This is a genomic window from Mesorhizobium sp. M0276 (genome assembly GCF_040321755.1).
Classification (GTDB): domain Bacteria; phylum Pseudomonadota; class Alphaproteobacteria; order Rhizobiales; family Rhizobiaceae; genus Mesorhizobium.
Genome location: NZ_JAMYSC010000045.1, coordinates 26119 through 48066, shown reverse-complemented (window position 1 = coordinate 48066; position 21948 = coordinate 26119). Strand labels below are relative to the sequence as shown.

The 21948-nt window shown below is 59.8% G+C and carries 23 protein-coding genes and 1 pseudogene; 8 read left to right on the top strand and 16 right to left on the bottom strand.

Features of this window, described 5'->3' with window-relative positions; all coding sequences use genetic code 11:
• Positions 1 to 285 precede the first annotated feature (285 nt).
• From pqqE to pqqA, 5 genes are all read right to left on the bottom strand, one after another.
• Positions 286 to 1428 carry a pyrroloquinoline quinone biosynthesis protein PqqE gene (pqqE, locus tag NKJ01_RS27715; RefSeq protein WP_050589501.1) on the bottom strand — a complete coding sequence of 381 codons (1143 nt, stop codon included), beginning with the start codon at positions 1426 to 1428 and terminating at the stop codon, positions 286 to 288.
• Complete coding sequence (pqqD, locus tag NKJ01_RS27710; RefSeq protein WP_023758472.1) at positions 1398 to 1694, bottom strand: pyrroloquinoline quinone biosynthesis peptide chaperone PqqD; 297 nt, start codon at positions 1692 to 1694, stop codon at positions 1398 to 1400. Before pqqD ends, pqqE begins: the two co-directional genes overlap by 31 nt.
• Positions 1691 to 2449, bottom strand: coding sequence for a pyrroloquinoline-quinone synthase PqqC (gene pqqC, locus NKJ01_RS27705; RefSeq protein WP_352732901.1), 759 nt, complete (start codon positions 2447 to 2449; stop codon positions 1691 to 1693). The genes pqqD and pqqC overlap by 4 nt, the downstream gene beginning before the upstream one ends.
• Positions 2446 to 3372 (bottom strand): pyrroloquinoline quinone biosynthesis protein PqqB, encoded by a 927-nt coding sequence (gene pqqB, locus NKJ01_RS27700; RefSeq protein ID WP_352732911.1) that lies wholly within the window; start codon positions 3370 to 3372, stop codon positions 2446 to 2448. Before pqqB ends, pqqC begins: the two co-directional genes overlap by 4 nt.
• 79 nt (positions 3373 to 3451) lie before the next feature.
• Positions 3452 to 3544 carry a pyrroloquinoline quinone precursor peptide PqqA gene (gene pqqA / locus NKJ01_RS36525; protein ID WP_156938501.1) on the bottom strand — a complete coding sequence of 31 codons (93 nt, stop codon included), beginning with the start codon at positions 3542 to 3544 and terminating at the stop codon, positions 3452 to 3454.
• 216 nt (positions 3545 to 3760) lie between these two features.
• Between pqqA and NKJ01_RS27695 the strand changes: the two genes are divergently transcribed.
• Positions 3761 to 4375, top strand: coding sequence for a Crp/Fnr family transcriptional regulator (locus NKJ01_RS27695; RefSeq protein WP_352732898.1), 615 nt, complete (start codon positions 3761 to 3763; stop codon positions 4373 to 4375).
• A gap of 155 nt (positions 4376 to 4530) precedes the next feature.
• Positions 4531 to 5058, top strand: coding sequence for a YciE/YciF ferroxidase family protein (locus tag NKJ01_RS27690; RefSeq protein ID WP_023758467.1), 528 nt, complete (start codon positions 4531 to 4533; stop codon positions 5056 to 5058).
• A gap of 51 nt (positions 5059 to 5109) precedes the next feature.
• Here the strand turns inward: NKJ01_RS27690 and NKJ01_RS27685 are convergent, their stop codons facing one another.
• The gene (locus tag NKJ01_RS27685; protein WP_023758466.1) at positions 5110 to 5709 is read right to left on the bottom strand and encodes a cupin domain-containing protein; all 600 of its coding nucleotides are present in this window, start codon (positions 5707 to 5709) and stop codon (positions 5110 to 5112) included.
• Between the two features lie 158 nt (positions 5710 to 5867).
• A complete protein-coding gene (gene xth / locus NKJ01_RS27680) occupies positions 5868 to 6686 on the bottom strand; it encodes an exodeoxyribonuclease III (protein WP_352732895.1) in 819 nt (272 codons plus the stop codon).
• Positions 6687 to 7097: 411 nt separating this feature from the next.
• Between xth and NKJ01_RS27675 the strand changes: the two genes are divergently transcribed.
• Both NKJ01_RS27675 and NKJ01_RS27670 read left to right on the top strand, forming a co-directional pair.
• Positions 7098 to 7982 (top strand): hypothetical protein, encoded by an 885-nt coding sequence (locus tag NKJ01_RS27675; protein ID WP_352732892.1) that lies wholly within the window; start codon positions 7098 to 7100, stop codon positions 7980 to 7982.
• Positions 7983 to 8298: 316 nt separating this feature from the next.
• Positions 8299 to 8505 (top strand): hypothetical protein, encoded by a 207-nt coding sequence (locus NKJ01_RS27670; RefSeq protein WP_352732908.1) that lies wholly within the window; start codon positions 8299 to 8301, stop codon positions 8503 to 8505.
• Positions 8506 to 8859: 354 nt separating this feature from the next.
• Here the strand turns inward: NKJ01_RS27670 and NKJ01_RS27665 are convergent, their stop codons facing one another.
• The 9 genes and pseudogenes from NKJ01_RS27665 to NKJ01_RS27625 form a co-directional block, all read right to left on the bottom strand.
• Positions 8860 to 9291, bottom strand: coding sequence for a hypothetical protein (locus NKJ01_RS27665; protein ID WP_352732889.1), 432 nt, complete (start codon positions 9289 to 9291; stop codon positions 8860 to 8862).
• Between the two features lie 353 nt (positions 9292 to 9644).
• The gene (locus tag NKJ01_RS27660) at positions 9645 to 10301 is read right to left on the bottom strand and encodes an integrase core domain-containing protein (RefSeq protein WP_352732886.1); all 657 of its coding nucleotides are present in this window, start codon (positions 10299 to 10301) and stop codon (positions 9645 to 9647) included.
• A 502-nt stretch (positions 10302 to 10803) separates the two neighbouring features.
• Positions 10804 to 11399: pseudogene (locus tag NKJ01_RS27655) on the bottom strand (ABC transporter permease); the annotation flags it as partial.
• Between the two features lie 129 nt (positions 11400 to 11528).
• A complete protein-coding gene (locus NKJ01_RS27650; RefSeq protein WP_352732883.1) occupies positions 11529 to 12092 on the bottom strand; it encodes a sigma-70 family RNA polymerase sigma factor in 564 nt (187 codons plus the stop codon).
• 716 nt (positions 12093 to 12808) lie between these two features.
• Entirely contained in the window at positions 12809 to 13132 is a 324-nt protein-coding gene (locus tag NKJ01_RS27645) for a hypothetical protein (protein WP_352732880.1), read from the bottom strand.
• A 1103-nt stretch (positions 13133 to 14235) separates the two neighbouring features.
• Complete coding sequence (locus NKJ01_RS27640; protein WP_352732877.1) at positions 14236 to 14478, bottom strand: hypothetical protein; 243 nt, start codon at positions 14476 to 14478, stop codon at positions 14236 to 14238.
• Between the two features lie 906 nt (positions 14479 to 15384).
• Complete coding sequence (locus tag NKJ01_RS27635) at positions 15385 to 15585, bottom strand: DUF768 domain-containing protein (RefSeq protein WP_023762771.1); 201 nt, start codon at positions 15583 to 15585, stop codon at positions 15385 to 15387.
• On the bottom strand, positions 15566 to 15787 hold the full coding sequence (locus NKJ01_RS27630) for a DUF768 domain-containing protein (protein ID WP_023762770.1): 222 nt from the start codon (positions 15785 to 15787) through the stop codon (positions 15566 to 15568). Before NKJ01_RS27630 ends, NKJ01_RS27635 begins: the two co-directional genes overlap by 20 nt.
• 607 nt (positions 15788 to 16394) lie before the next feature.
• Complete coding sequence (locus tag NKJ01_RS27625; RefSeq protein WP_352732873.1) at positions 16395 to 16706, bottom strand: hypothetical protein; 312 nt, start codon at positions 16704 to 16706, stop codon at positions 16395 to 16397.
• A gap of 1172 nt (positions 16707 to 17878) precedes the next feature.
• Between NKJ01_RS27625 and NKJ01_RS27620 the strand changes: the two genes are divergently transcribed.
• From NKJ01_RS27620 to NKJ01_RS27605, 4 genes are all read left to right on the top strand, one after another.
• On the top strand, positions 17879 to 18619 hold the full coding sequence (locus NKJ01_RS27620) for an ATP-binding cassette domain-containing protein (protein ID WP_352487523.1): 741 nt from the start codon (positions 17879 to 17881) through the stop codon (positions 18617 to 18619).
• A 55-nt stretch (positions 18620 to 18674) separates the two neighbouring features.
• Positions 18675 to 19736 carry an ABC transporter permease gene (locus tag NKJ01_RS27615; RefSeq protein ID WP_023762763.1) on the top strand — a complete coding sequence of 354 codons (1062 nt, stop codon included), beginning with the start codon at positions 18675 to 18677 and terminating at the stop codon, positions 19734 to 19736.
• A 55-nt stretch (positions 19737 to 19791) separates the two neighbouring features.
• Positions 19792 to 20796, top strand: coding sequence for a sugar-binding protein (locus NKJ01_RS27610; protein WP_352487520.1), 1005 nt, complete (start codon positions 19792 to 19794; stop codon positions 20794 to 20796).
• A gap of 93 nt (positions 20797 to 20889) precedes the next feature.
• Positions 20890 to 21639 (top strand): glucose 1-dehydrogenase, encoded by a 750-nt coding sequence (locus NKJ01_RS27605; RefSeq protein WP_352732868.1) that lies wholly within the window; start codon positions 20890 to 20892, stop codon positions 21637 to 21639.
• The last annotated feature ends 309 nt before the right edge of the window (positions 21640 to 21948 follow it).

Below are 21948 nucleotides of genomic sequence, written 5' to 3'. Positions count from 1 at the left end.
CGGCCCCAAATCCCACCGCGCCGCCGCGCGCGCCGCGCCGCCCCCCACACAACACCACCCCCCCCCCCCCCCCCCCGCCCCCCCCCCGCGCGCGGCCCGCCCCCCCCCCCCCCCCGAGACTCCGTCGTCGTGCATCCAGCAATCCTTGTACCGAGGGAACTGCACGGCGGGCCCTGAACATTCGGGGAGTTGGATTAATTCCCGGCCAACGAAAAGGTTCCACTGGATCGTCATGCCTCGTGGCAACTGGCTGATCAGACACAGCTGTGAACGTACGATAAGAGCTTAAGCGCTGGCGATGCGGCGAAAGGCGTAGGGCGCGATGAGGTCTCCTCCGGTGCCTTCGGATGTCGAAAGGGCCTCCTCAACCAGCGTAGCAATCGCGGCATGGAGGGGCGACCTGACACATGCGGGATCAGTCGCAGCCGCATCGCCCGCCAGCGCCAGCGCCTGGCAACGGCAGCCACCCCAATCAAATTCACGCCGCTCGCAGCTGCGGCAAGGCTCAAGCATCCAGTTCGTTCCGCGGAAGGCCTCGAATGCCGGTGAGTCCCGCCAGATATCGGCCAGCGGCCGCGAGCCGAAGCGCTCGAAGCGCAGTGATGGAATGGTCGCTGCCGCATGACATGGCAGCACGGCGCCGTCCGGTGCGATGACGAAAGCATCGCGTCCCCAACCACCCATGCAGGGCTTGGGATATGTGGCAAAATGGTCGGCCAGGACAAAATCGATCTCCAACACGCCGACAAGTCGTGCCCGTGCCTCCTCCACAGTCGCGGCCTGATGCTCTATCGAGGCGCGATCGGGCAGCAGATGACGACGATTGAGCAGCGCCCAACCGGCATATTGTATATTGGCGATCTCCAACCGCTGGGCGCCAAGCGAGAGCGCCAGCTCGATGTAGTCCGGAACTTGCGCGATGTTGTGCCGATGGATCGGCGCATTGATCGTAAGCGCCAACCCGAGTTCCCGCGCCTGCCGGGCGGCAGCAAGCTTGTTCGCGTGAGCCCCGGAATGGCGTCCGATGCGCGCCGTCGTTTCGGCGTTGGCTCCCTGAAAACTCACCTGGACATGGTCCAGTCCAGCACCTGCAAGTGCTTCCAGCCGGGCCCCGGCAAGGCCAACACCAGAGGTGATGAGGTTGGTGTAAACACCGGCATGCGCAAGTGCCGAAACAAATTGTTCGAGATCCCGGCGCAGCATCGGCTCGCCACCCGAAAGATGCACCTGGAGAACACCCATATCCGCTGCTTGCTGGAAGAGGTCGAGCCAGCATTCCGTCGCCATTTCGCGGTCGGCTTTTAGCAAATCGAGGGGATTGGAACAGTAGGGGCACTGCAGAGGACAGCGATGCGTCAACTCCGCCAGCATGGCGATGGGTGGGAGCGGCACCTCCGTCACAGCCGCACCAAAAGCCGGTCGGCCCATTGTTGCAGAAACGCGCCGACGTCACGGTCGATCTCCCCGCCGTCGGCGTCGTATTCCAAAGCAAGAGACATCACCATAACACTGAACGGCGTCTTGCCGTCACAGCGCTGCAAGATGTCCAGCCCGATTGCGTCCGGCCAGAAAACGCGCTCGGGAGACAGCACCGCCCAAGCATGCCGGACCGGATCAAAGCGCAGGCGTACATACGGCGCGAGTCGCGGGAGAGATTGCCGCGATACAAACGCTCTTGGGCGGTCCACCGTCATCTTATCGCCTCCGGACGAAAGCAGCCAGGGGGCACCATCCCCTCGCGCCCGTAGGCGTAGTCGAGTGCATCGAGCATCGCCCAAAGCACATCGCATTTGAAAACCAGGGAATTGACAACCTTCTGCTGGCGTTCTGCCGTGTCGGCGTGGCGAAGCACGTAGTCCAGCGCGAATTCGGAATCGCGCGCGGCCTGGTCTGGCCGTCGGTCGAAATAGGCGAGCGCGTCGGTGGTGACGAAGTCGTACCGAGCCAGCAAGGCTGGCACGCGTTCGGCGATAATATCGGGCGAGAAAAGTTCCGTGAGGGAAGACGCCACTGCCTCGAGCAGGGTATGGGAGGCGCAGAAATTGACATACGCTTCCACCGCGAAGCGCGTTGCAGGCAGCGCAAGCCGTTGGCTTTTCACCTCTTCCGGCAAAAGACCGAGCGAGGTCGCGAGATGCAGCCAGCGCGCAATGCCGCCGCTCCGGCCGTCCTTGCCGTCATGGTCCTCGATGCGCTGACGCCATACGGCCCTGAATGCCGGATCCTCGGCATGGGAGAGGATGATGGCATCCTTGCGCGGGATTGCCTCCTGATAGCAATAGCGGTTGAGCGCCCACGCTTGCAGTTCGGCCTTTGACATCGCTCCCTCCACCATTCTGCGATGGTAGGGGTGTCGGTTGTGATAGCGCTCGTGACCGACTTGCAGAAGTACGGCGCGCAGATTTTGCGCGTCAAGACCGCTGCCGACCACATCGGAAAAATCGGTCACAGCACGAGCTCCATCCGGTCTTGCGCAATTTCCCATCCGGCCGCGCGCACGGCCAAGTGCTCAGGAGATGTCTCGTCCAAAACTGGATTTGTGTTGTTGATATGAATGAAGATGCGGCGACCGACCGGTATATCCTTCAGACGTGCGATCGCACCGTCAGGCCCGGACATCGCGATGTGCCCCATGCGCGCTCCGGTCTTCACGCCAACACCGCCCGTAATGAGCTCGTCGTTCGTGAATACCGTACCGTCGAGGAGAAGCATGTCGGCGCCGGCAATCCGTTGCTGCAATGTTTCATCGACGGCTGTACAGCCGGGGACGAAGAGCAACGAACGGCTTCCTTCCATCAGGCGAACCCCTATGGTTCCGCCATCGGCGTGACGGAGCTCGTGTCGGCCGTTATCTTCAAGAAAGAGCGCCACCTTGCCGGGAACGGGAAAGACCTCGATGCGGACGCCGATTTCCGCCCCCCCAGCATCGCGAAGATCGACGACGCCTTCAGCGGGAAGGCGGCGGCGCGAAACAATCCGAGCATCGAGGACATCGAAAATCGAATTGGAGGCGATGACCGCAAGGACCTGCTCGGTTGCATAGAGGGCAAAGGATTGTCGCTCGCGCAAGCTGAGGAGCCCCGCAATCTGGTCGACCTCGGCGCCGGTCACGACCACGGCGGCCATCGGCGTGGCACGGGCCGACATATTCGAATGCGGCTGGAGTTCCGTATTATCCGCGATCTGCTGGCGGATGTCTGGAGACGCGTTGAAAAGAATCCACCGTCGCCCGTCTGAGGATGCCGCCACACTGGTCTGAAGGCGCGAGCGGACGCCGGGAGCGCCCGCTCGCGCCGCCCTGTTGAGCCGGTCGTTGGCGTTCCACTGGGGAAAACCGCCACCCGCTGCGGATCCAATTATCCTAATCCACACGCCGTGACGAACTCCAGTTGCTATTGCACCAGTGTCAGGCAACCAAGCGAGCACAGCCGATGCCGAACCCGCCGGTGCGTCATTTCTTCTTGATTTCGGCAGGCAGATAGCGGGATATTTCCATGCCCGCCGCGACTTCGCATATGACGGGCTTCTTCCAAGTCCTCTTCATGATCTTCTCCGATCTTGCTGCCGCGAATGGAGCGGCCAATCCCATAAGCTCCTAGCCGCGCCTTTGTTCCCGATGGGGTCTTTTGGTCCAGACCGTGCCTCCCCTTCTGTGGACCATCTGTCGCGACCGTCTAACCTAGGCCGGCGGCTGCCAGTCCGAAGACCCAAGCCTATTGCAACGACCAGTAATGCAGGCGCCAGGCCATCATCTGACGTCTTGGACCAAGTCGCCGATGGCATAGGCCCCTTTACGGCGCTTCTTGCCCTCGTGGCTGGCGACCTCCCGGATCTGCACAGTCTGCACCTGTCGGTGATCAATTGCACTTTTTCGACGCTCATACCGACCCGGTTAGGCTTCATGCGCCACGATGCTCTGCGCGCCATTTGCGAACAGCACCCCCGCATCGCGACCGCGTTCTGGCGCTCGACGCTGATCGACGCGGCCATATACAGGGAATGGGTCACCAATGTCGGAAGGCGCGAGGCTTTCACGCGTATGGCTCACATCCTTTGTGAACTGATCTACCGCTTGCGTTCGGTAGGACGCATCAAGGACCACATAGCCGACATTCCGATTACGCAGGCGGCGCTTGGAGATGCGCTGGGTTTGTCCACGGTCCACGTGAACAGAATGCTTCAGGAACTGCGACGGAAGGGCCTCATCGCCACCTCAGGCCCAACGGTACATGCTCTGGACTGGCCAAATCTTGTTCGCGCAGGAGACTTCGAATGCGATGCGAAGGGTTGCCGCCATTCACCGGCCTCGCCGCCAGCGCATAGGCCGAGTTGGGCGCGGAAATCGAAGACATCGGCATCGCCCTCCTCGCGCTGACAACGGCGTGGAAAACGACGGATACGGCCAAATGCCGAACTGGCGCCGAAGTGTCATGGACGACTCATTTAATTGGACAGCAAGGGAACTGCCAGCTTCTCTCCGAGTTAGAAAATGCCCACGACGCGAAACAAGCCAACAAGGAGCACACAGCGATGGCAACCACTAAGAAGGCAAGTGCGAAGACCAAGAGCCTTGAGGATCTGTTCCTCGACGGTCTCAAAGATCTCTACTACGCCGAGAAAAAAATTCTGAAGGCCTTGCCGAAGATGGCCAAGGGCGCGGACGACGGGCAGGTCACCGCAGCCTTCGAAAAGCATCGTGCCGAAACCGAAGCCCAGGTGGAACGGCTTGAGGAGGTTTTCGAAATCCTCGGCGCGGCTGCGCGCGGGAAAACCTGCCCGGCCATCGACGGCATTCTCGAGGAGGGATCCGAAATTCTCGAGGAGTATGAGGGTTCGAAGTCGCTTGACGCCGGGCTCGTCGGCGCCGCGCAGGCTGTCGAGCACTACGAGATCGCGCGCTACGGCACTTTAATTGCGTGGGCTACCTCGCTTGGCAAGGACGATATCGTTGAACTTCTGAGCGCGACCCTCGAGGAAGAGAAAGCTACAGATAAGGCCCTGACGTCTCTGGGCGAAGCCGGCGTGAACGACCGGGCGGCCGAGCTGAAAGCGGCTTGAATTGAGACGGGTTTCAATGGTCCCGGCGCGACCGCCGGGGCCATGTCGTCGTCATTTCGGCCATACTGACAGCAGCGGGCCTTTGCTCCCATAGACTGGATCCTTCCGGGGACGGCCAACCTTGGGAATCGTTTGCAATGCCCGCTCATGTTCCTGGGCTGTCGTGCATTCGTCATAAGTCCCCGATGCCGGATAAGCACCGACCACCAGAAAGTCATCACTCTCGCCGAGGCATTGGTGTCCGGTGCCGGCCGGTAGAACGGCCACGTCGCCAGCCTTCAAGGACAATATCCGGCCCCTTTTGCCGCCGAACCGAACCCTGCCGGTTCCGCGCGCAACCCCAAGCACCTCGTGTATGCGGGAATGGTAATGAACGTAGTGATAGATGCCGTCGCGCCAGCTGTCACGCCAGCCATTCGCCTCGAAAAGCTCTTCCAGCACGGCCGCGAAGTCGAATTGCTCCATCGGCTTCACGGCGCCACGATAGACGACAAATGGCCAGAACGGATGGTTCGGCACGAGGCCATCGTCCTTGAACCGAAATTCGAGTGGTTTCTTCAACCTCACCAGTTCGGCGAGTTCTTGCGTTCTCGGTCGGCCAATACCCGTCGCCAACTCGGCCGCCTTCTTTACGCTTTCAAGAATACCCACGGCTATCCTCGGTTGGATTGTAGGGGCCAGATAGAGCAGTAAGACCCCTCCGCTCTGGTCTCAACAAATCTCAACCAGCGGCCCCGCATTTTGTTCCTTTTGCCGGATGGCCGTGGTCCGCGCCGCGACATCAAAGAAACGCTTCGCTTCCGGGGCGATCATCCAGCCTCACGATTGACATGACCCGCAACCTGGGCGGAGAGGTCGAGTTCTATCCAGGCTGGCGCATGATCACTCGGCTTTTCCCAACCTCGCACGTCAGCGTCCACGCCGGCATCACATAGCCTGTTCGAAAGTGATGGGCTGACGAGGAGATGGTCCATCCGGAGGCCGGAACTCCGATCATAACCGCCCTGGTAGGAGAAGTTCCAATAGGTGTAGATGCCTTTCTCCGGATGGATGCGACGAACGGCATCGATCCAGCCGTTACCAAGCATTTCAGCGTAGGCTTGCCGGCTCTCCGGAAAGTAGACTGCATCGCCTAGCCAACGCCTTGGTACCACGGCATCGATCGGCGTTGGCACGACATTGTAGTCGCCGCAGAGAACGCTCGCGACACCTTCCCTGAGCAGTAGCTTACCGTAGCTGATCAGACGGTCGAACCAGCGGAGCTTATAGTCGAATTTCGGGCCGGGCGCTGGATTGCCGTTGGGCAGATAGAGGCAGCCGACCACAATTCCATCCACCTCGGCCTCGATATACCGACTGTGGGTATCGTCGGGATCGCCCGGCAGGCCGCGTCGACGTTCCACCGGCTCCCTCCCCCGGGCGAGTATGGCCACACCATTGTAGGACTTTTGCCCGTGCCAGATCGCGCCGTAACCGGCGTTCCTGATGGCTTCGGCGGGAAATTTCTCGTCCGAGGTCTTCAATTCCTGGAGGCACACGATGTCGTGGTCGTTCTGACCCAGCCACTTGATGAGCACGGGCAGGCGACCGTTCACGCCGTTCAAGTTGAAGGTTGCGATGCGAATCATCCGAGTTCTCGACAAACTCTTGGTGAGCAAGAAAGACTTGGCTGTTGATCCTCAGTGGTCTTTGTAGGGGCTTGGCGGCCTCGTCAATCTTTCGCCGTCATTTCCGTAGCGACCTACCGACTCCCGCGCCTGCGCTGGGTGATGATCATGTGTCTCGATGACATGTCTCGCCTCTGCGCCCCCTTTACGGGACGAACGAGCCTTTCGACCGCTCGGCTCTAGCCGCATACTCGTGTGATATCGACATCGTTGATCCTCCCGGACCCTGCTTAAACTGCCAAGCGTGGGGAAAGTTTCACACACGTGTTGGGCATTGGCATCGTTCAGGCGCCATATTCCTGCGGACTTGGCCGGCTGATGAACCTTTGGCCCTGCGCCGCGTTCGCATGCAGCAACTCGGTTGATTTTACAATGACGGACCCCAACGCTCGTCCTGCGCCGCACAAACAGGATGCAATTGGTGCCGAAGTCGGCTTTGCGTACGATCGAATGGCGGTCGAGCGGTTTCAACAAGCTTTTCCGCGTGCCAGGTGGAGCGACGAGCGCAAGAGCTGGTTCGTGCCGGGTAAGACAGCGGCCCGGCGGATCGACCGCTGGCTGGAGCAAGAGGCGGCTTTGCGGGCGCCCCATGACGAGAGCAAGGGACGAGATGCCTTCGCCTTCGATCCGATATCGAGCCGGTATCTAGAAATCGCGGATGACCTGCGCATTCGCACGCCCTATTCCAAGACGGTGGTTAAGGAACTGCATGCTGTCCCGTGGGCGAGTTGGGACGATGAGTTGCGGGCCTGGAGAGTTCCATTCCGCTCATATGAGGCGCTCCGGCGTCGATGGCCAAACATCGAACAGGCTGCGCAGCACGCCGAACCGGAGGAAAGGAAACGGCGACTTGCGGCCACCAGAAACACGGCAGCCCATCAAGCCGCACAACAGCGGGCTGGAGAACGTAGGCGCCATCGCTATCCGTTGCCACTTCAGGATCTGCCTGCTTTGGGCCGCGCCGTCGCAACCGTGCAGTACGGGATAGTCGTCTTCACTGAAATTTCCGGTGAACTCGTTGAGCTATCTGACGCAGCCACCTTCTATCCCCATGCGATGCCTGCGACAGGTGATTTCGTTTGGGGCAAGTGGCGTCCGGCAACCCTGGCCGAACTTGTGAGCACATGGCCTGCTCCGTCAGCCGCCGGGCCGAGCGAACGCTTCAGAGGCTGGTGGAGACCAACCCTTGCTGAACTTAGACTTGCTCGTCGAAATGCACGCAGTAGTGAGCGTAGGAGGCGAAGTCGCGCGCGTTAGATACCCGGCCCGCATTCGTTTTGTCATTGGTGCATTGCTGTCGTCGCCGAGCCTTTACTGACTGCGGCGCTAACACGCAGCCGCGCTTCGGCCGATATCGGGCGCGCACGAGCAGGGGCGCCAAGGGCTCGCTACGGATAAGACCTCCTGCTCGACCGGCGGGGATTCGAGATCTTGTCAGCACGACAGCGCCGATGATTGGACAGTAGCCCCGGCCGTCAGGGCTTCTCACGAACAGCAGGGAACCAAAGCCAATCGCAAGCGGTTTACCAATCGAAGGGACCGCAATGGACGCGGAATAATGAAATTTTTGGATATGGAACTGGCGCGAGCCCGACAGCGACTTAACCGAGAGGAGCTTGCCCTCGAAAATGCCAACGAGATGCTGGATGAAAACTGCGGCGTCGGCATCAATATCGCGCTCTGCAACAGGATACGGGCCGCGCAGCGGCGCGTGATCGAGGCCAGATCGCGGTTGACGAAGATTGATCGCGGCAAGGCAAACACAATCCGCACAAGTTGATCCTTGCCGCTGGACTACGACCCGCGGCCGGTCGACAGGTTGCGCTCATGCCAACGTCTTCCTGGCGTAGAGCGCGGCGACCGAGGTTGCGTACCGCGCATTGAAATTTCGACGGTCAAAGATCGCACCGTCGTTTTTGATGTAAAGTCTTCCGCGAACTGGACGGCGAGCTGAACTGGCGCCTAACATCAAGGCCCGCTGCATCGAGAGAGAGCGGCGGGCCGATGCAGAGCCGGGCGACTTAGGGTGGGCGGTTTCCCGCGACGAGATAGCGAGGCTGCTGAAAGTCTGTCGCAAAGCACGCAGGACGAAGGAATGCCGCTCTCCGAGATGAGTGTCGCAGTCGTATCGACCTCAGTGCCGCATTCTCTGTCTCAGCCAATTAAGAAATCTGTTGCCACCGACTGTCCGGCGGATTCTTGCAGCAGCCCATTGCCCTGTCATCATAGTCCCGACATGACAACTACAGACCACGTCGTGCAATTGCCAGTCGGTGAGTTCGAAGAAGCGCTTTGCTTCCCCATAGGTATCATCTTTCAGGCCCAACGCACGCAGCACTGAATCCTCGAAAGCCACTGTGATTGGCGAGCCCTCACAGCGTACCGCGTCGCGGTCTTTCCGCTTCAGACGTTCGGTGCCGATCAGGGCTCTCAGGCGTCGCTCCGGATGTTCTGCAAGCAGCTCTGCCCAGCGCTCGATGCGCTGTTGCCGGGTCATGATCGGGTATGTCGAGAAGGGTTCCACTTCTGCGATTGTCTGCAGTTGATTTAAGGTTTGGTGTTTCACGGTCGTCTCCTGTGGATTGAAGATCCCCTCCCAACAAAAATTATCGCGCCCCGACCCGCTGACAAGTCCGGCAGGCGGTTTCTCGACGGATAATCGGGATTGCCAGTTTATGCCTGACACGGCGCTGTGAACCGGAACCGGTTCGCAGGCGAGCCCGTGGCCCAGCGATCGTCGAGACCCTGGAATGGCTTGACCGACAATGAAAGCCCCTCACCGAGCACGCAGTTGATCACAGAGAAGGGACGTCCGCCGCCTTGGGCTCCGGGCCAGATTACAGGACAGGCCGTTTCGGCGCGGGGGGCATTCAGCCGCGAGGTGAACGGCCGACGCAGGTGCCGGTGAGCATTGCCGCGTCAGCCGCTACGGCATTCTTGTTGAGGATGCAAGAAGCCGTAGCAAAGCTTAGCACCTGCTAAAATGACAGGCAACGAAGTGTCCGCGCTCAGTACATATGAGACGGCTGGGTCATCCGGTCTCGGCAGATTTTGAGATACTCGCTTGGAGTGAGGCCGTCGAGAGCTCTGTGGCCTGTGATGGTTGTAGAGATGCTGGAAAGCATCGACATGCTGGGCGATCTTGTCGATCTGGGTTGGCAGATCGACGGCAGCGTAGAATTCGTAGCGCCAAGCGCCGTTGCACCGTTCGACGGCTCCGTTGAGTTTTGGCGACCGTGGCGGCAGGACGGCCTTGCGGATGAGTTCGGGCACCGGCGTCACCCGGCCACGCTCGACCAGCTTCTTCAGGATGCGGCCGACAGTGGCGTTGGAGACGGCAAAGCCGGCCTTACGCAACACAGGACCGAGCTTGTCCTTGCCCCAGAAAGGAAAGTCCAGCCTGAGCCGCTCGACCTCGGCGCGCAAGGTCGGGCTCCAGCCGTTGGCGCGAACCCGGTGCGGACGCCGGCTCTTCGGCTCGGGTGCGCTTTCCCAGCGATAGAGGGTCGAACGCGGCACGCCGACCGCCCGCGCTGCCTGCCGGCATCCAGCCCGTCCCGCATCGCGCGCCGCCATCGCACCACCGCGTCGCGTCTTCTCTCTGCTTCGATTGTTGGGGTCGTCGCGCCGAGAAGCCGCGACGCCCGGCCGGCGTTGCCTATAATATGACCGGGCAGGCCAAAAACCTGCATGGGGTTCTCCTATGATTCGAGCTTCGCAACCCGAGTTACGGAGAACCCCTCCTCAACTGCAAGAATCTCATATCTGTCTGAGCGCGGTCACGAAGGTGCGGCGGCTGAGTGGGCCCGTCGCTCGGCCGAAGCACCTTGGACGCGGGAAGTGGACGTGGCCGTGCAACCTCGACACACAAAGCGTGCCGGCATTGCCATTCTCCCCAAATGACCGCGGCGTGGTTCGGTCGTTTGACCTGATGGGCACCCAATTTACCAATTTGGCGAGGTCGAGGCAGCGATCAGGTCAGGCTCAGGCGCTCGCGGCAACAAGCGCCTGGCTAACCTCGGTTCCGTCGTCACCTTGGTCGCCGGCCGGCATCATTGCCGACCGGCCGTCGGCAGCGTCAGGTGGCCCGGCTCTCGGTCGAATGCGGGCTCCACTGGATCAGACGGGCCTCGGCGATGTCGAGGATGCGGTCGATGATCAGCAGAAAAATCGCGAGAATCATAATGCCGGCGAAGACGCCGACCGCATCGAAATTGCCTTCCGCCTGGGCAATCAGACAGCCAAGGCCGGCGGAGGCGCCAAGATATTCGCCGATGATCGCGCCGACCTCCGCGAACCGACCCAGGTGCGCAGCGACGATAGGATCCAGCTGGCCGCCGCCGGGAAGTAGACGTGCGTCAGCAGGCTTGAGCGCTTGGCGCCGAGGGTCCGCGCGTTCGCCAGCACCACCGGGTTGACTTCCCGCACGCCCTCGATGGCTTTGAAGAAGGTGATGAAGAACACCAGCGTCACCGATAGCGCCACCTTCGACCACAGCGCGAGGCCGAGCCAGAGCACGAAGATAGGAGCGGGAATGCCGTTCAGCGGCCTCTATGAACGGGTCGAGGATGCGATAGGCGCCACGGCTAAGCCTAGCCAGACGCCGGCCGCCACGCCGTGGGCGGTGCCAATCACGTATCCAAGCACCGTCTCGGTGAGCGTGATCGACACGTGCCCTGGTCGGAAAGGACAGCTGAGTTGTTCTTCTTGATCCCGCGCCCTCAATATCAAGACGCGGGTATCCTCTGCCTGCACGCAGGTCAAATGCAGCGCGCTCGTGGAAAGGCTGGCACAACGTTTCAACTACAAGCGTCTATCCGCTTCGATGTGGCGTTGACCGTCCGATAGCTGATTTCGCCTCTCCATCAATGTCTGCAGCGAACTCTCTCCAAGAAATTCGAGAGCGTTCGCGCGAGCGCGGTTAAGCCGGCTTTTCACCGTGCCCACCGCGCAGCCGCATATCTCGGCTGTCTCCTCATAACTGACGCCCAGAACGCCTATCAGCATCAAGACTTCGCGTTGGTGTTCAGGCAGCCTCTGGATGGCGCCCTGAACCTCCTTGCTTTGTATGGTCCATTCCTGCGTCGCTTCCGAAACCGGCCTCGAGGAAGCGCAGTCAAGCAGCCCAGGCGCTTCCCTGGCAGCGAACTTGATGTGGGTGTAGTAGGTATTGCGCATGATGGTGAAGAGCCAGGACTTCATGCGCGTGCCGGGCTCGAACTTGTCCATGTTCGCGAGACCCTTCGTCAGCGTCTCCTGCACCAGGTCGTCGGCATCGTCGGGAATGCGGCAGAAGGTCCGCGCGAAAGCTCGCAGGGCAGGTATCAGGTCAACGATACAGACTTCACTGGTTTTCTGGTCGGCCAAATCGCAGCCTCCGGATTACAACGATCCAGCTCCCAGACGAAAGAGTGTTTGAACGACCTAGCTAAATGCATGGGAGTTTATATCGTTCCGGGCGTTGATACTCCCACTGGCGGTCACGCTCTCGCAGTCATCCGCGAAACGTCGCTCCGGCTCTGCGGGGCCATTGCCGTGAGGCGATCAAGATCGCGATGCTCCGCAGCACGCCTACCATCGTCATCCACGAGCAAGTCTTTCGCCAGCTGCCTTTCGACGCCAAGCCAGAACATAATCGACAACGCTCAACTGCGCGCTATTCGATGACGGCAGTAAGCTCGGCGAGGCCGTCATGGTGTCCAACACGACCAACAAGCGGCTTGCACGTTGGACGCTCTTCAAGGGCTTGCTCGTTTGTTGAGCGCTGTCCAACTCTGCAGCGCCGCTTTCGCCGCCTCGAGGTTCGCTGGCGCCGTCTGGCACTGCAGGTGGCGCCACATCGTCACCATGTGCGCCTGGTCTCTCGATGGCAGCATTCGCGGTTGTGGTGCTGGTGCTGCCGGCGAGGCCTAGCGGCACACATGGCCGAAAAGGAAAGCCCGCTGCCTCGGGGGAGAGCAGCGGGCCATTGACACACAATACGGCCGGATGGATTCAGGTTGGAAGGGGCATCCGGCTAGCGCAATAAACGTTGGCTCCGGCGTGATTTCCTCGAACACGCTGACGACGCGGTCCTGCTGCTTTCAGCGATGCTGTTCAACGAAAGTTCTACAGGCGGGTGACAACTGCCCCATCTTGCTTTGAAGATCACATTTGCCAATCGGCGTCGTTGGGCAAACCGATTTGTAATCGCGGTTGCATGCCTTGCCTTGGAAAGATTTGAAAGTTTTTACTTGCCTTGGGCTGGTTCCGCTCGCTGGAACCAGGCCGGAGCCAGTGTCCATCGCGCCATCCTTGCCACCCTTGCCACCCTTGCCGCCCCCTCTCGCAGAGGCAATGCCAGAAATGGCGGCGCATGCGACAGTTGCGCCGATCATGGAAAGCAGTGCACGACGTGATGTAGACATTGTCGAAACTCCCCTTTTCTTTCGCGCTACTAATTTAGCACAGGTGAATATAGATTCACATTCGGGGTTCGATCGAAATTCGCCGTCCCGCGCGCCTGGCGCCCACCTATTGGCAGCGCTGCCCCTGACAGGTGCCGACCTTCGCCAGCGCCTTCACATGCGGCCGAAAGTCGGCTTCGGAACACGCCTGGTGCGTGCTTCGTCTCGGCCTAGATAGTGATGCGGACCGTTTCGCGGGCGGCCAAGGTGTCGGCGAGGGTCTTCTGGAACATGGCGATCTCCGTTTAAGGGTCGCCGCAACGAAAGGATTATATTCCTCGATGTAACCTGGGGGGAAAGAGGCGCGACTGAATATTATCAGTCTCTCGAATAGGCCATTGGCCGCCCCAGAATCGGTTTTATGGCTCGCGGGATCAGGTTGGCTACGAGGTGGCGAATCATGGCGACGGTGCGGTGGCGGGTCACGGAGGATCGGGTCAGCGTGTCGATCCCAAGCTACCATTTCCCGCATTCGATCATCGACCGTCAAGGTGAAGAAAGGCCAGCCGATCGAATTGATCGGCGACGTCACCAAGATAGACGAGGACAAGTGACTGTGAACCTCGGCGGCCCCGTTACGGTCGATGCGCACACAGTGCACCTGGTGCAAAGCTCCGTGCCGTCAAAGCGAAGGAAAGCATTGATTGACCGCCTAGATTGGCGACGCAAAACAGCCCGCCTTGAGCCCTTTTGCCCCGGTGGGCCCAAGACGGGCTGCGGGAGCTCGGAGGTGCTTCCCGCTTCAAAACTTCAGAAGCGGGAACTTGTTCCGTTAGTCTGCGCTAAAATGCCCGCCACCTCTCGGCAGCGGGCAGTCTCATCGTGGGAACATGCATTGACTGGATGCCACACCGAAGCACCTCAGGGCAATAAGGTCCTCCTTCCGATCCAGGCTCTTCGATGTACACGATCTTCGATGACCTATCCAAAGCCCTCAGAGCCCCGTGCAGACGTGTGGCGCCCTGTCCGCCCCATTGCCCTCACAAGTTGGTGGCAAGGTGCTGACGGGCGTTGCCATCGGCTTTGGCGGACAAGCTGTAGCCGGCGGTTAGATCAATCCGGCTCTAAAATCCAGTTACGATCCACGGATTGGTGTCGTATCCGAGGCGCGGCTTTTCCGGTGTTGCTCCGTTCGGCAATTTGGCGGTTCCAGTCAAACTGCAGTCCAGCTCTGGCACCGGCTTCTTGGCCGAATGTTGTTTAGAGCACAGAGCGGCAGCGTCACTGACAACCACCTTCTTCTCCTTGGCAGCAGCGATAGCACTCGAAGCGATTTCGATTGCCGCGCAAAACACAGCTACTCTCATTCGAATTCCCCACGGATAGGCATCCCCAAGATGCCGACGTTACGCGACGTCATGAAAACATTAGTGCAAGCGAAGATATTGCACTCGTCGTTGGCAGGAGTTGCACCCTCGATCTTGCCGGCAAGCTGTTCCTAGCTAGACCATCATCAAGTCGGCATGTGGTGGAAGAACGCCCGCCGCCCCATTCACGGCAGCGACGGGCCGCCCCAGGATCAAGGGACTTGCAGGAGCGTTGGGCACCTGCCGTCAAGGGAACTATCAGGATCGCCTAAATGTTCCGGAGCTGGCCAGTAGATGATCAAACCGGCCATGACGCTATCGAAAGTCGGCTTCCAGCCAAATTGCGCTCACTACGAATTGCACGATTTGTACCCAGCCTTGGATAGCGAGCGCAAGGGTCATCCGAAGTGATTGAAGCCTGCGGCGAATGGTTCGTCCACGTGGTCGAAGAAGATCTGGAACTAACCCGATCCTTCGAACTGGAACGTACGCCCTCGCCTTCGTATAGCCTGCATCTGGACAAGTTTGCCCGGATGCAGGGCTGTCCGACCAACGCATGACACCGGCGGGCTAGTTCATCACAGACAGCTCGTCGGCTCGTCGACCGTCTGTCGGCTGCCTTCATCGCCTCGTCTGCAAGGGCGCTGATGGCCACAAGATCGTCGGTTCTGCCATCCATTTGTTTGGAAAGTTGACCCCGCGCGTGCTCGTCGAAAGATCGCCCACCAGATCGCGAACGCACCCGGTGCAAGCAACAAGGCAGCGGCCAGTATCAATACGCCCTCGCGTTACTGCCATCTCGGCGGCGGGGTTGGCATCAGTCGCTCGGGATTTCGTCCTGCGTCCATGGTGAACCAATCTGCCCGGCGATGTTAAGTTCCGCTTAGTGCTGTTTGGCTGCTCCTCTCAGCGTAAGCCCTGCATGATGAATTCGTACATCTTGCCAATTTCTTCATCGATCTCTTGGGCGGGAATTCCTTGGCTCTGCGCCGCCTGCTTCGCGTCCACGGCCATGTCGATCACCAGGAGTACTGGGTCGACGATAGGATCGTCCGGTAAATGATCAGAGATCCAATGGTAAAGAAAATCATTGCCGCGCTTGCTCATGTTCCCTGAAATCCTGCACCGACGCATGCCGAAGCCTATGCTCGCCGCGTAGCGTCCTGACACGCGCCCTAATCCCGAGGAAGCGGGCATCAGCAATCAGCTTGTGTGTCAACTCGTCGACAGAGATGACGCACGTCTGGATCTTCTCCGGGATGTTGTTCGCGATCCACCGATCAAGGAAGTTGATGCCGCGCGTAGTCATGCTTTGCCCCGCACCACGTACGAAAACGTTCGCTTCTGACCGCCTGTCTCGGTGACGCGAATCCAATTCTCCTCATTGCGCCTCAGCGTCACTGGCCGGCCTGAATGCTTCTCGGCCACTTTGAACGGTAAGATGTCCATGGCCAGGAAGGACGACACCACTACAAAACTGACAATGATCTCAACTCGATATTCCTGCACTCGTCCGCACCAAAGCCGGCCTCTTCGCCACTTAATTAGCTGGCGCTGAAATAGTTCCGCAATCGGGAAAGCGAGGTCTCCTGAAACAAAGCGCTCATTGAGCACTGCCGCAGCGAGTGCTCTGCCTCAATCGACGCCTTTGACACCAAGAGGCGGCTCCAGAGCAGTCGACCTCCGTTGGGCTGGCTCGCGGCGCTTCCGAAGCACAGGCCGATTATGCGATTGGTGTGAGGCATGGCCGAGCGATTACAAAATGATCGCGATGAGCCGGCAAAAAGTCTCTTTAGCTAAAACTTCGGAGATTCGCCAAATTGGCCGAAAATCCGTTGGAAGCTCGCTACAACCTAACCCAGACCCGCGACTAGGCACATACTCGAGCCGCTTCGGACGTAATATCTCGATTCCTTTCATTGGCGAAGCGGCGGGGACTTTCTGCAGCCGGCAGCAGTTTCTTTCATCTGGGCAGGGGCGGCGCCCTTGGCGTCGAGTGTCGCCTGACCAGTGGGCTGTGCAGTGCCGGTCTGCTGGTCGGCGGCACAATCTTTTACCGCATTCGGTTTCGATGTGCCGCCCGTTATGGTGGGGTCAAGCTTCATGCCGCCGGCCGCACCATAATTCGTCCTGATACCGTGTTTATGTTGAACGGGCGTGGCGGCTTGTGCCAACGACGGGTCAGCCGACAAAGCGATTACAATTGATGCGAATATAAACCGTTGCATGATATTTCTCCCGGTTTGAGCGCTGTCGCTCCGTTGACGGCAGCAGCGGGTCGTCCCCAAGGGAATCGCGAGGCTTGCAGAGCTTTGGTGACCCCTGCCGCCAAGGTAACTATTAGCCAAATCTAATGTTCCATTGCCTCGCCAGACGGGCTTACCGCTTCTTCACCTTCGGTGTGATCTGCTCGACCGGCACCTTAGCACCGCACGGCCAGCGCCTTGGCCTTGCCTTGCTGGTCCGATGACGTGGGTTGTGACCGTCATCCCATCGCAGTGCAATTGAAGCCCGCGCCTCTGTGGGAGAGCGCGGGCCGCTCAGGAGGAACAACGATCTTCAGCAGGCGATGGAGGTACCTGCCGCATGCATCAAACCTTTAGGGACGGCTAATGTTCCATCAAAACTGAGTGAAAAATCGACTTCCAATCGAGGTTGTCGCTCCAGAGAAACGAAGGAGTTTGCCATCATGGACTGGAACCGCGTCGAAGGATTGGAAGCAGGTTAATGGCAAGGTCAACGGTGGGGACCTCCACCGCATCGCCGGCAAGCGCGATCAGCTCAGGATGAAACGAGAGGCAAAGGTTCCAACCCAATATTCGAGCAGTGGCCGCCTTCCCCCAAAGGCGTGAAGCGCGCGCCGCGGCTTTGTGCTGCACTCGGCAAAACACGCATGCCTATCGGCCGGTTGCCGCAGCTTTGCTCGCCGCGAGCTTTGACCTTGGCGGGGGCCAGAGTGCTCATGGGCGCAATTGGCTTCCTATTGGACCACGTCGCTGTTCAGACTACCCATGCGGATCAACCAGCCTGCGCCAGCATGCGCTCAAAGACGCTAGCGCCGAATCGCAACGGATGGGCATTGCACCAACTCTTCGGCGGCCGCCAGCAATTTTCGAACACAACATTTAAGTCTTCGACCAGGAATGTCGGTCTCGATCCGCAGATGGACAGCCAGGTTCTGCATCGGTCTGGGATAACGCGAACCCGGCTTGCCCATTCCGCCAAATGAGGGTGTGACCAAGTCGATCCTGGGATATCGCCGCATCGAGATCGTGCAGCAGAGGGAGATTGCCATCTGATGCGCCGATCTAATAATCATTGTGTTGAATGCGTTTCGCTGATTAGCTGACTTGCATAACACCGGGACAAAATTGGCAAATGTTGTCCGGGGAGGACCGCGATGCCGGTGCTTGAGGTTCGTCACGTTTCCAAGAATTTTGGGGCCATCCAAGCCCTGACGGACGTCAGCTTCCAGGTGGAGCGGGGTGAAGTCGTGGGTCTGATGGGGGACAACGGCGCCGGCAAGTCAACGATAGTCAAGACAGTCGCCGGGAATTTTCCGCCGAACGACGGCGAAATTGTCGTGGACGGCGAGATTTGTCACTTCCATAAACCCGTTCAGGCCCGTGCCAAGGGAATTGAAGTCGTCTATCAGGACCTGGCGCTGGCGGATAATCTGACGGCCGCGCAAAATGTCTTTCTTGGCCGCGAGATGAAGAAGGGCTTCTGGCCGATCAGGGTGCTCGACAAGCAGGCGATGATCGACCGCTCGGCAGCGCTGTTCAGGGAACTCAAATCGGAAACCCGGCCGCGCGACCTCGTCAGGAAGATGTCGGGTGGGCAGCGCCAGGCGGTCGCCATCGCGCGGACCCGGCTTTCAAACGCCAAGCTGGTGTTGATGGACGAACCGACCGCCGCCATCTCTGTACGCCAGGTGGCAGAGGTGCTCGAATTGATCCGGCGCCTCAAAGCGCAAGGTGTCGGCGTCATGTTGATCAGCCACCGCATGCCTGACGTTTTCGCCGTTGCAGATCGTATCATTGTGCTCAGGCGAGGCTCGAAGGTTGCCGACAAGGATGCCGGCAATACGTCGCCCGAGGAAATCACCGGATTGATAACGGGGGCCATCCGTGGCGAATAGTGCTCGCGAATCCGTTAGTGTTAGGGAGTCGGCCCCGGAAACCAGCCGACCGGCCATGTCGGACTTTGTCCCGACCAAGGAAAAGACGGCGCTTCAACATGTATTTTCAAGTCAGCCGTTCTGGGTGACGATCGCGCTCATTGCCCTCGTCACCTTGATGACGATGATGGAGCCGAGCTTCGGCACCTCCGAAAACGCTGCCAATGTCACGCGCAACTTCGCACCTTTCGGCATCATGGCGCTCGGCATGACGGTGGTTATCATCACCGGCGGCATCGATCTGTCGGTCGGCTCGATCATGGGCCTGGTGGTCATCGTCGCCGGCCTGTTCCTGACCTGGCACTATCCCTGGTACATTGCATTCGCCGTCGGCCTTTTCTCCGGTATGGCGTGCGGCGCGGTCAACGGCTTCTTCGTCGCCTATATCGGAATGCCGTCCTTTGTGGTCACCCTCGGCATGCTGTCCGCGGCGCGTTCGCTGGCGGTCGTATTCTCCGCCAACCAGATGCTCTACCAATTCGGGCCCGATGCTCCGATCGTAAAGGGGATCGGTCAGGCAAGATGGCCGCTGCATGGGCCGCAGGATTGGGCGCCGCACTGGATACCAGAATTGTCATCACAGTTCTGGACCATGGTGATTCTGGCCATGATCGTCGGTTTCGTCTTCAATTTCACTGCCTGGGCCCGACATCTCTTCGCCATCGGCGGCAATGAGGAGGCGGCGCGGCTCACCGGCGTGCCGGTCGACTGGATCAAATTCGAGGCCTATGTCTTCTCGGCCTTCACCGCTTCGGTCGCCTCACTCCTGCTCCTCGGCTACAACGGCTCGGCCATCAATGCCATGGGCCAGGGCTACGAGTTGCGCGTGATCGCTGCGACGGTCATCGGGGGAGCCAGCCTTATGGGCGGAGCCGGCACGGCCTTCGGGGCGATCATTGGTTCGGCGTTCCTCGAAGTGATCAGGAATGCGCTGCTGATGGCCGGCATCGATTCAAATTGGCAAGGCGCCTTCGTCGGCGCCTTCATCGTTCTCGCGGTTCTTTTGGGCATGCAAACCGGCGGCAAATCGATTGTCGCCGCTTGGCTGGCAGTCTTGATGCCCAAAAAAGGCCGCTAGAAAACCCCGCCGGCGGGAGGCCTACGGGGCATTCCAGCTAGGAGGAGACGTCAAAATGAAAAAAAGTCTACTGATGGCGGCCGTGGCGCTTGGCGCAACGGTGCTCGCCGTTTCCGGCGCCCAGGCGAAATATACCTTCGCCCTGGTACCGAAGAACATGAACAATCCTTTCTTCGACCAAGCACGCGACGGCTGCAAGAAGGCCGAAGCCGAATCGAAGGGCGCCTTGGAATGCATGTATATCGGCCCCGGCGAGCATGGCGGCGGCGACGAGCAGGTACAGATCGTGCAGGATCTCGTGGCCAAGAAGGTGGATGGTATTGCCGTCTCGCCATCGAACGCCGCGGCGATGGCGGTTGCGCTGCAGGCCGCCAAGGAAGCCGGCATCCCGGTCCTCACCTGGGACTCCGACCTGCTACCCGAGAACAAGGAGCTTCGCGTCGCCTATATCGGCACTCACAATTATGAGATCGGCGTGAACCTTGCCAAGCTTGCCATGCAGGTCAAGCCCAAAGGCGGCACGATCTGCATCCAATCGGGCGGCGCAGCGGCGGCTAACCATAATGAACGCATGCAGGGTATTCGCGATACGCTTTCGGGCACCAAATCGGCGGCCTCGCCCGGGGACCGGCTGACAGGCCAGAATGGCTGGACCGAAATCGAAGGCTGTCCGCTCTACACCAACGATGATTTTCCGCTTTCGGTGCAGCAGTTTGAGGACATCATGGCGAAAAATCCGAACCTCGACGCATTCATCCCAACGGGTGGCTTCCCGCAGTTCATTCCTGATGCCAACCGCGCCGCAGTCGCACCGTACAAGGACAAGATTGCCTCGAAAGCGCTGGCCCTTGTCGTCGCCGACACGCTTCCCGTCCAGATCGACCAGATGAAGGAAGGGCTCTCGCTCGGCCAGGTCGGCCAACGGCCGTTCGAAATGGGCTACAAGACGATGATGGCGCTGAAGGACATGAAGGACGGCAAGGCGCCCCCGGCCGACCCGACCTACACGGGCCTCGACGTCTGCACGCCGCAGACGGCCGATACCTGCGTCGCCAAATAGTGCTTTTGGGCGGGAGGAAACTCCCGCCCTTTCATTGGAGCGAGATGCGGTTAGACTGCAGCATTGTCATCTTGTCTTGCTCCAGGGATTTCAATGTCGGAAATGTTCTCGCTCAAGGGCCGGGTCGCATTGGTGACGGGTGCTTCGCGTGGCCTCGGCTTTGCTATGGCCAAGGCGCTTGCGGAAAACGGCGCAACGGTAATTGTCAATGCGCGCGACATGGACACCCTCTGCGCGGCGGCGGAAAAAATCGGGGCCGAAGCCTTGCCGTTCGATGTTGCGGACGCGGCGACCTCAAGGGCGGCGCTTGAGGGGATCGTCGAACGCCACGGCCGCCTCGATATCCTGGTCAACAACGCCGGCATCCAGCATCGCAGCCCGTTGGTCGAATGGCAGGACGAGGACTTCAACCGCGTGATTGCGGTCAACCTTTCGGCCTGCTTCCGGATGATACGCGAGGCGGTGCGCCTGATGCTACCGAACAAATTCGGGCGCATCATAAACACTGGATCGGTCGCAGCGATCCTTGGCCGCCCCACCATTCACGCCTATGTGGCGGCAAAGGCGGGGTTGCATGGACTGACACGCTCGACTGCCGCCGAGATGGGCCGTCACGGCATCACCATCAACGCGATTGCCCCCGGCTATTTCGCCACCGAGCTCAACACCGCGCTCATCAACGACGAGGCCTTCACCAAATGGGTCGAGGCACGAACCCCTGCTGGCCGCTGGGCTCAACCTGAGGAACTCGGTGGAGCTGTGGTGTTTCTCGCGTCCAACGCTGCCGCCTACGTCAACGGACATGTTTTGGCGGTCGACGGAGGTCTATCGGTCTCCCTCTGACCTGCGAATTGCGACAATGGTAGCCAGGTGACAAACGATTGAATCATTGAGAAAGCATTGGCCTGGACACACCCTAACCTAGATGCGGTGGCCAGCTATGCCTTATGTGCGCCGCTTTCCAGACGATCTACGGGGAGCGATGATTCTGCCCGGACCCCGGCATTACGGGCTGGGAAAAATCGACCAAGGCTTCTGGCACATCGGGTTCATTCGGACACCGGACCACCTTGCAGAAAAGCTGGTGGATGGACGCCAGTCCGCCTTCCTGGGTGGTGCTACGATCAAGGACAATTCAGTCCGGCGGAGCGG

Excerpts from the sequence above, each read along its gene's own strand:
- NKJ01_RS27630 (WP_023762770.1), bottom strand. The coding sequence starts at position 15,787 with ATGACTACGCGCGGCATCAACTTCCTTGATCGGTGGATCGCGAACAAC.
- xth (WP_352732895.1), bottom strand. The coding sequence starts at position 6,686 with ATGATTCGCATCGCAACCTTCAACTTGAACGGCGTGAACGGTCGCCTG.
- pqqD (WP_023758472.1), bottom strand. The coding sequence starts at position 1,694 with ATGACGGTGGACCGCCCAAGAGCGTTTGTATCGCGGCAATCTCTCCCG.
- NKJ01_RS27640 (WP_352732877.1), bottom strand. The coding sequence starts at position 14,478 with ATGAGAGTAGCTGTGTTTTGCGCGGCAATCGAAATCGCTTCGAGTGCT.
- NKJ01_RS27615 (WP_023762763.1), top strand. The coding sequence starts at position 18,675 with ATGTCGGACTTTGTCCCGACCAAGGAAAAGACGGCGCTTCAACATGTA.
- NKJ01_RS27670 (WP_352732908.1), top strand. The coding sequence starts at position 8,299 with ATGGAACTGGCGCGAGCCCGACAGCGACTTAACCGAGAGGAGCTTGCC.
- NKJ01_RS27675 (WP_352732892.1), top strand. The coding sequence starts at position 7,098 with ATGACGGACCCCAACGCTCGTCCTGCGCCGCACAAACAGGATGCAATT.
- NKJ01_RS27605 (WP_352732868.1), top strand. The coding sequence starts at position 20,890 with ATGTCGGAAATGTTCTCGCTCAAGGGCCGGGTCGCATTGGTGACGGGT.
- NKJ01_RS27610 (WP_352487520.1), top strand. The coding sequence starts at position 19,792 with ATGAAAAAAAGTCTACTGATGGCGGCCGTGGCGCTTGGCGCAACGGTG.
- pqqA (WP_156938501.1), bottom strand. The coding sequence starts at position 3,544 with ATGAAGAGGACTTGGAAGAAGCCCGTCATATGCGAAGTCGCGGCGGGC.
- NKJ01_RS27625 (WP_352732873.1), bottom strand. The coding sequence starts at position 16,706 with ATGCAACGGTTTATATTCGCATCAATTGTAATCGCTTTGTCGGCTGAC.
- NKJ01_RS27620 (WP_352487523.1), top strand. The coding sequence starts at position 17,879 with ATGCCGGTGCTTGAGGTTCGTCACGTTTCCAAGAATTTTGGGGCCATC.
- NKJ01_RS27645 (WP_352732880.1), bottom strand. The coding sequence starts at position 13,132 with ATGTCTACATCACGTCGTGCACTGCTTTCCATGATCGGCGCAACTGTC.
- NKJ01_RS27635 (WP_023762771.1), bottom strand. The coding sequence starts at position 15,585 with ATGAGCAAGCGCGGCAATGATTTTCTTTACCATTGGATCTCTGATCAT.
- NKJ01_RS27660 (WP_352732886.1), bottom strand. The coding sequence starts at position 10,301 with ATGGCGGCGCGCGATGCGGGACGGGCTGGATGCCGGCAGGCAGCGCGG.
- pqqE (WP_050589501.1), bottom strand. The coding sequence starts at position 1,428 with ATGGGCCGACCGGCTTTTGGTGCGGCTGTGACGGAGGTGCCGCTCCCA.
- NKJ01_RS27690 (WP_023758467.1), top strand. The coding sequence starts at position 4,531 with ATGGCAACCACTAAGAAGGCAAGTGCGAAGACCAAGAGCCTTGAGGAT.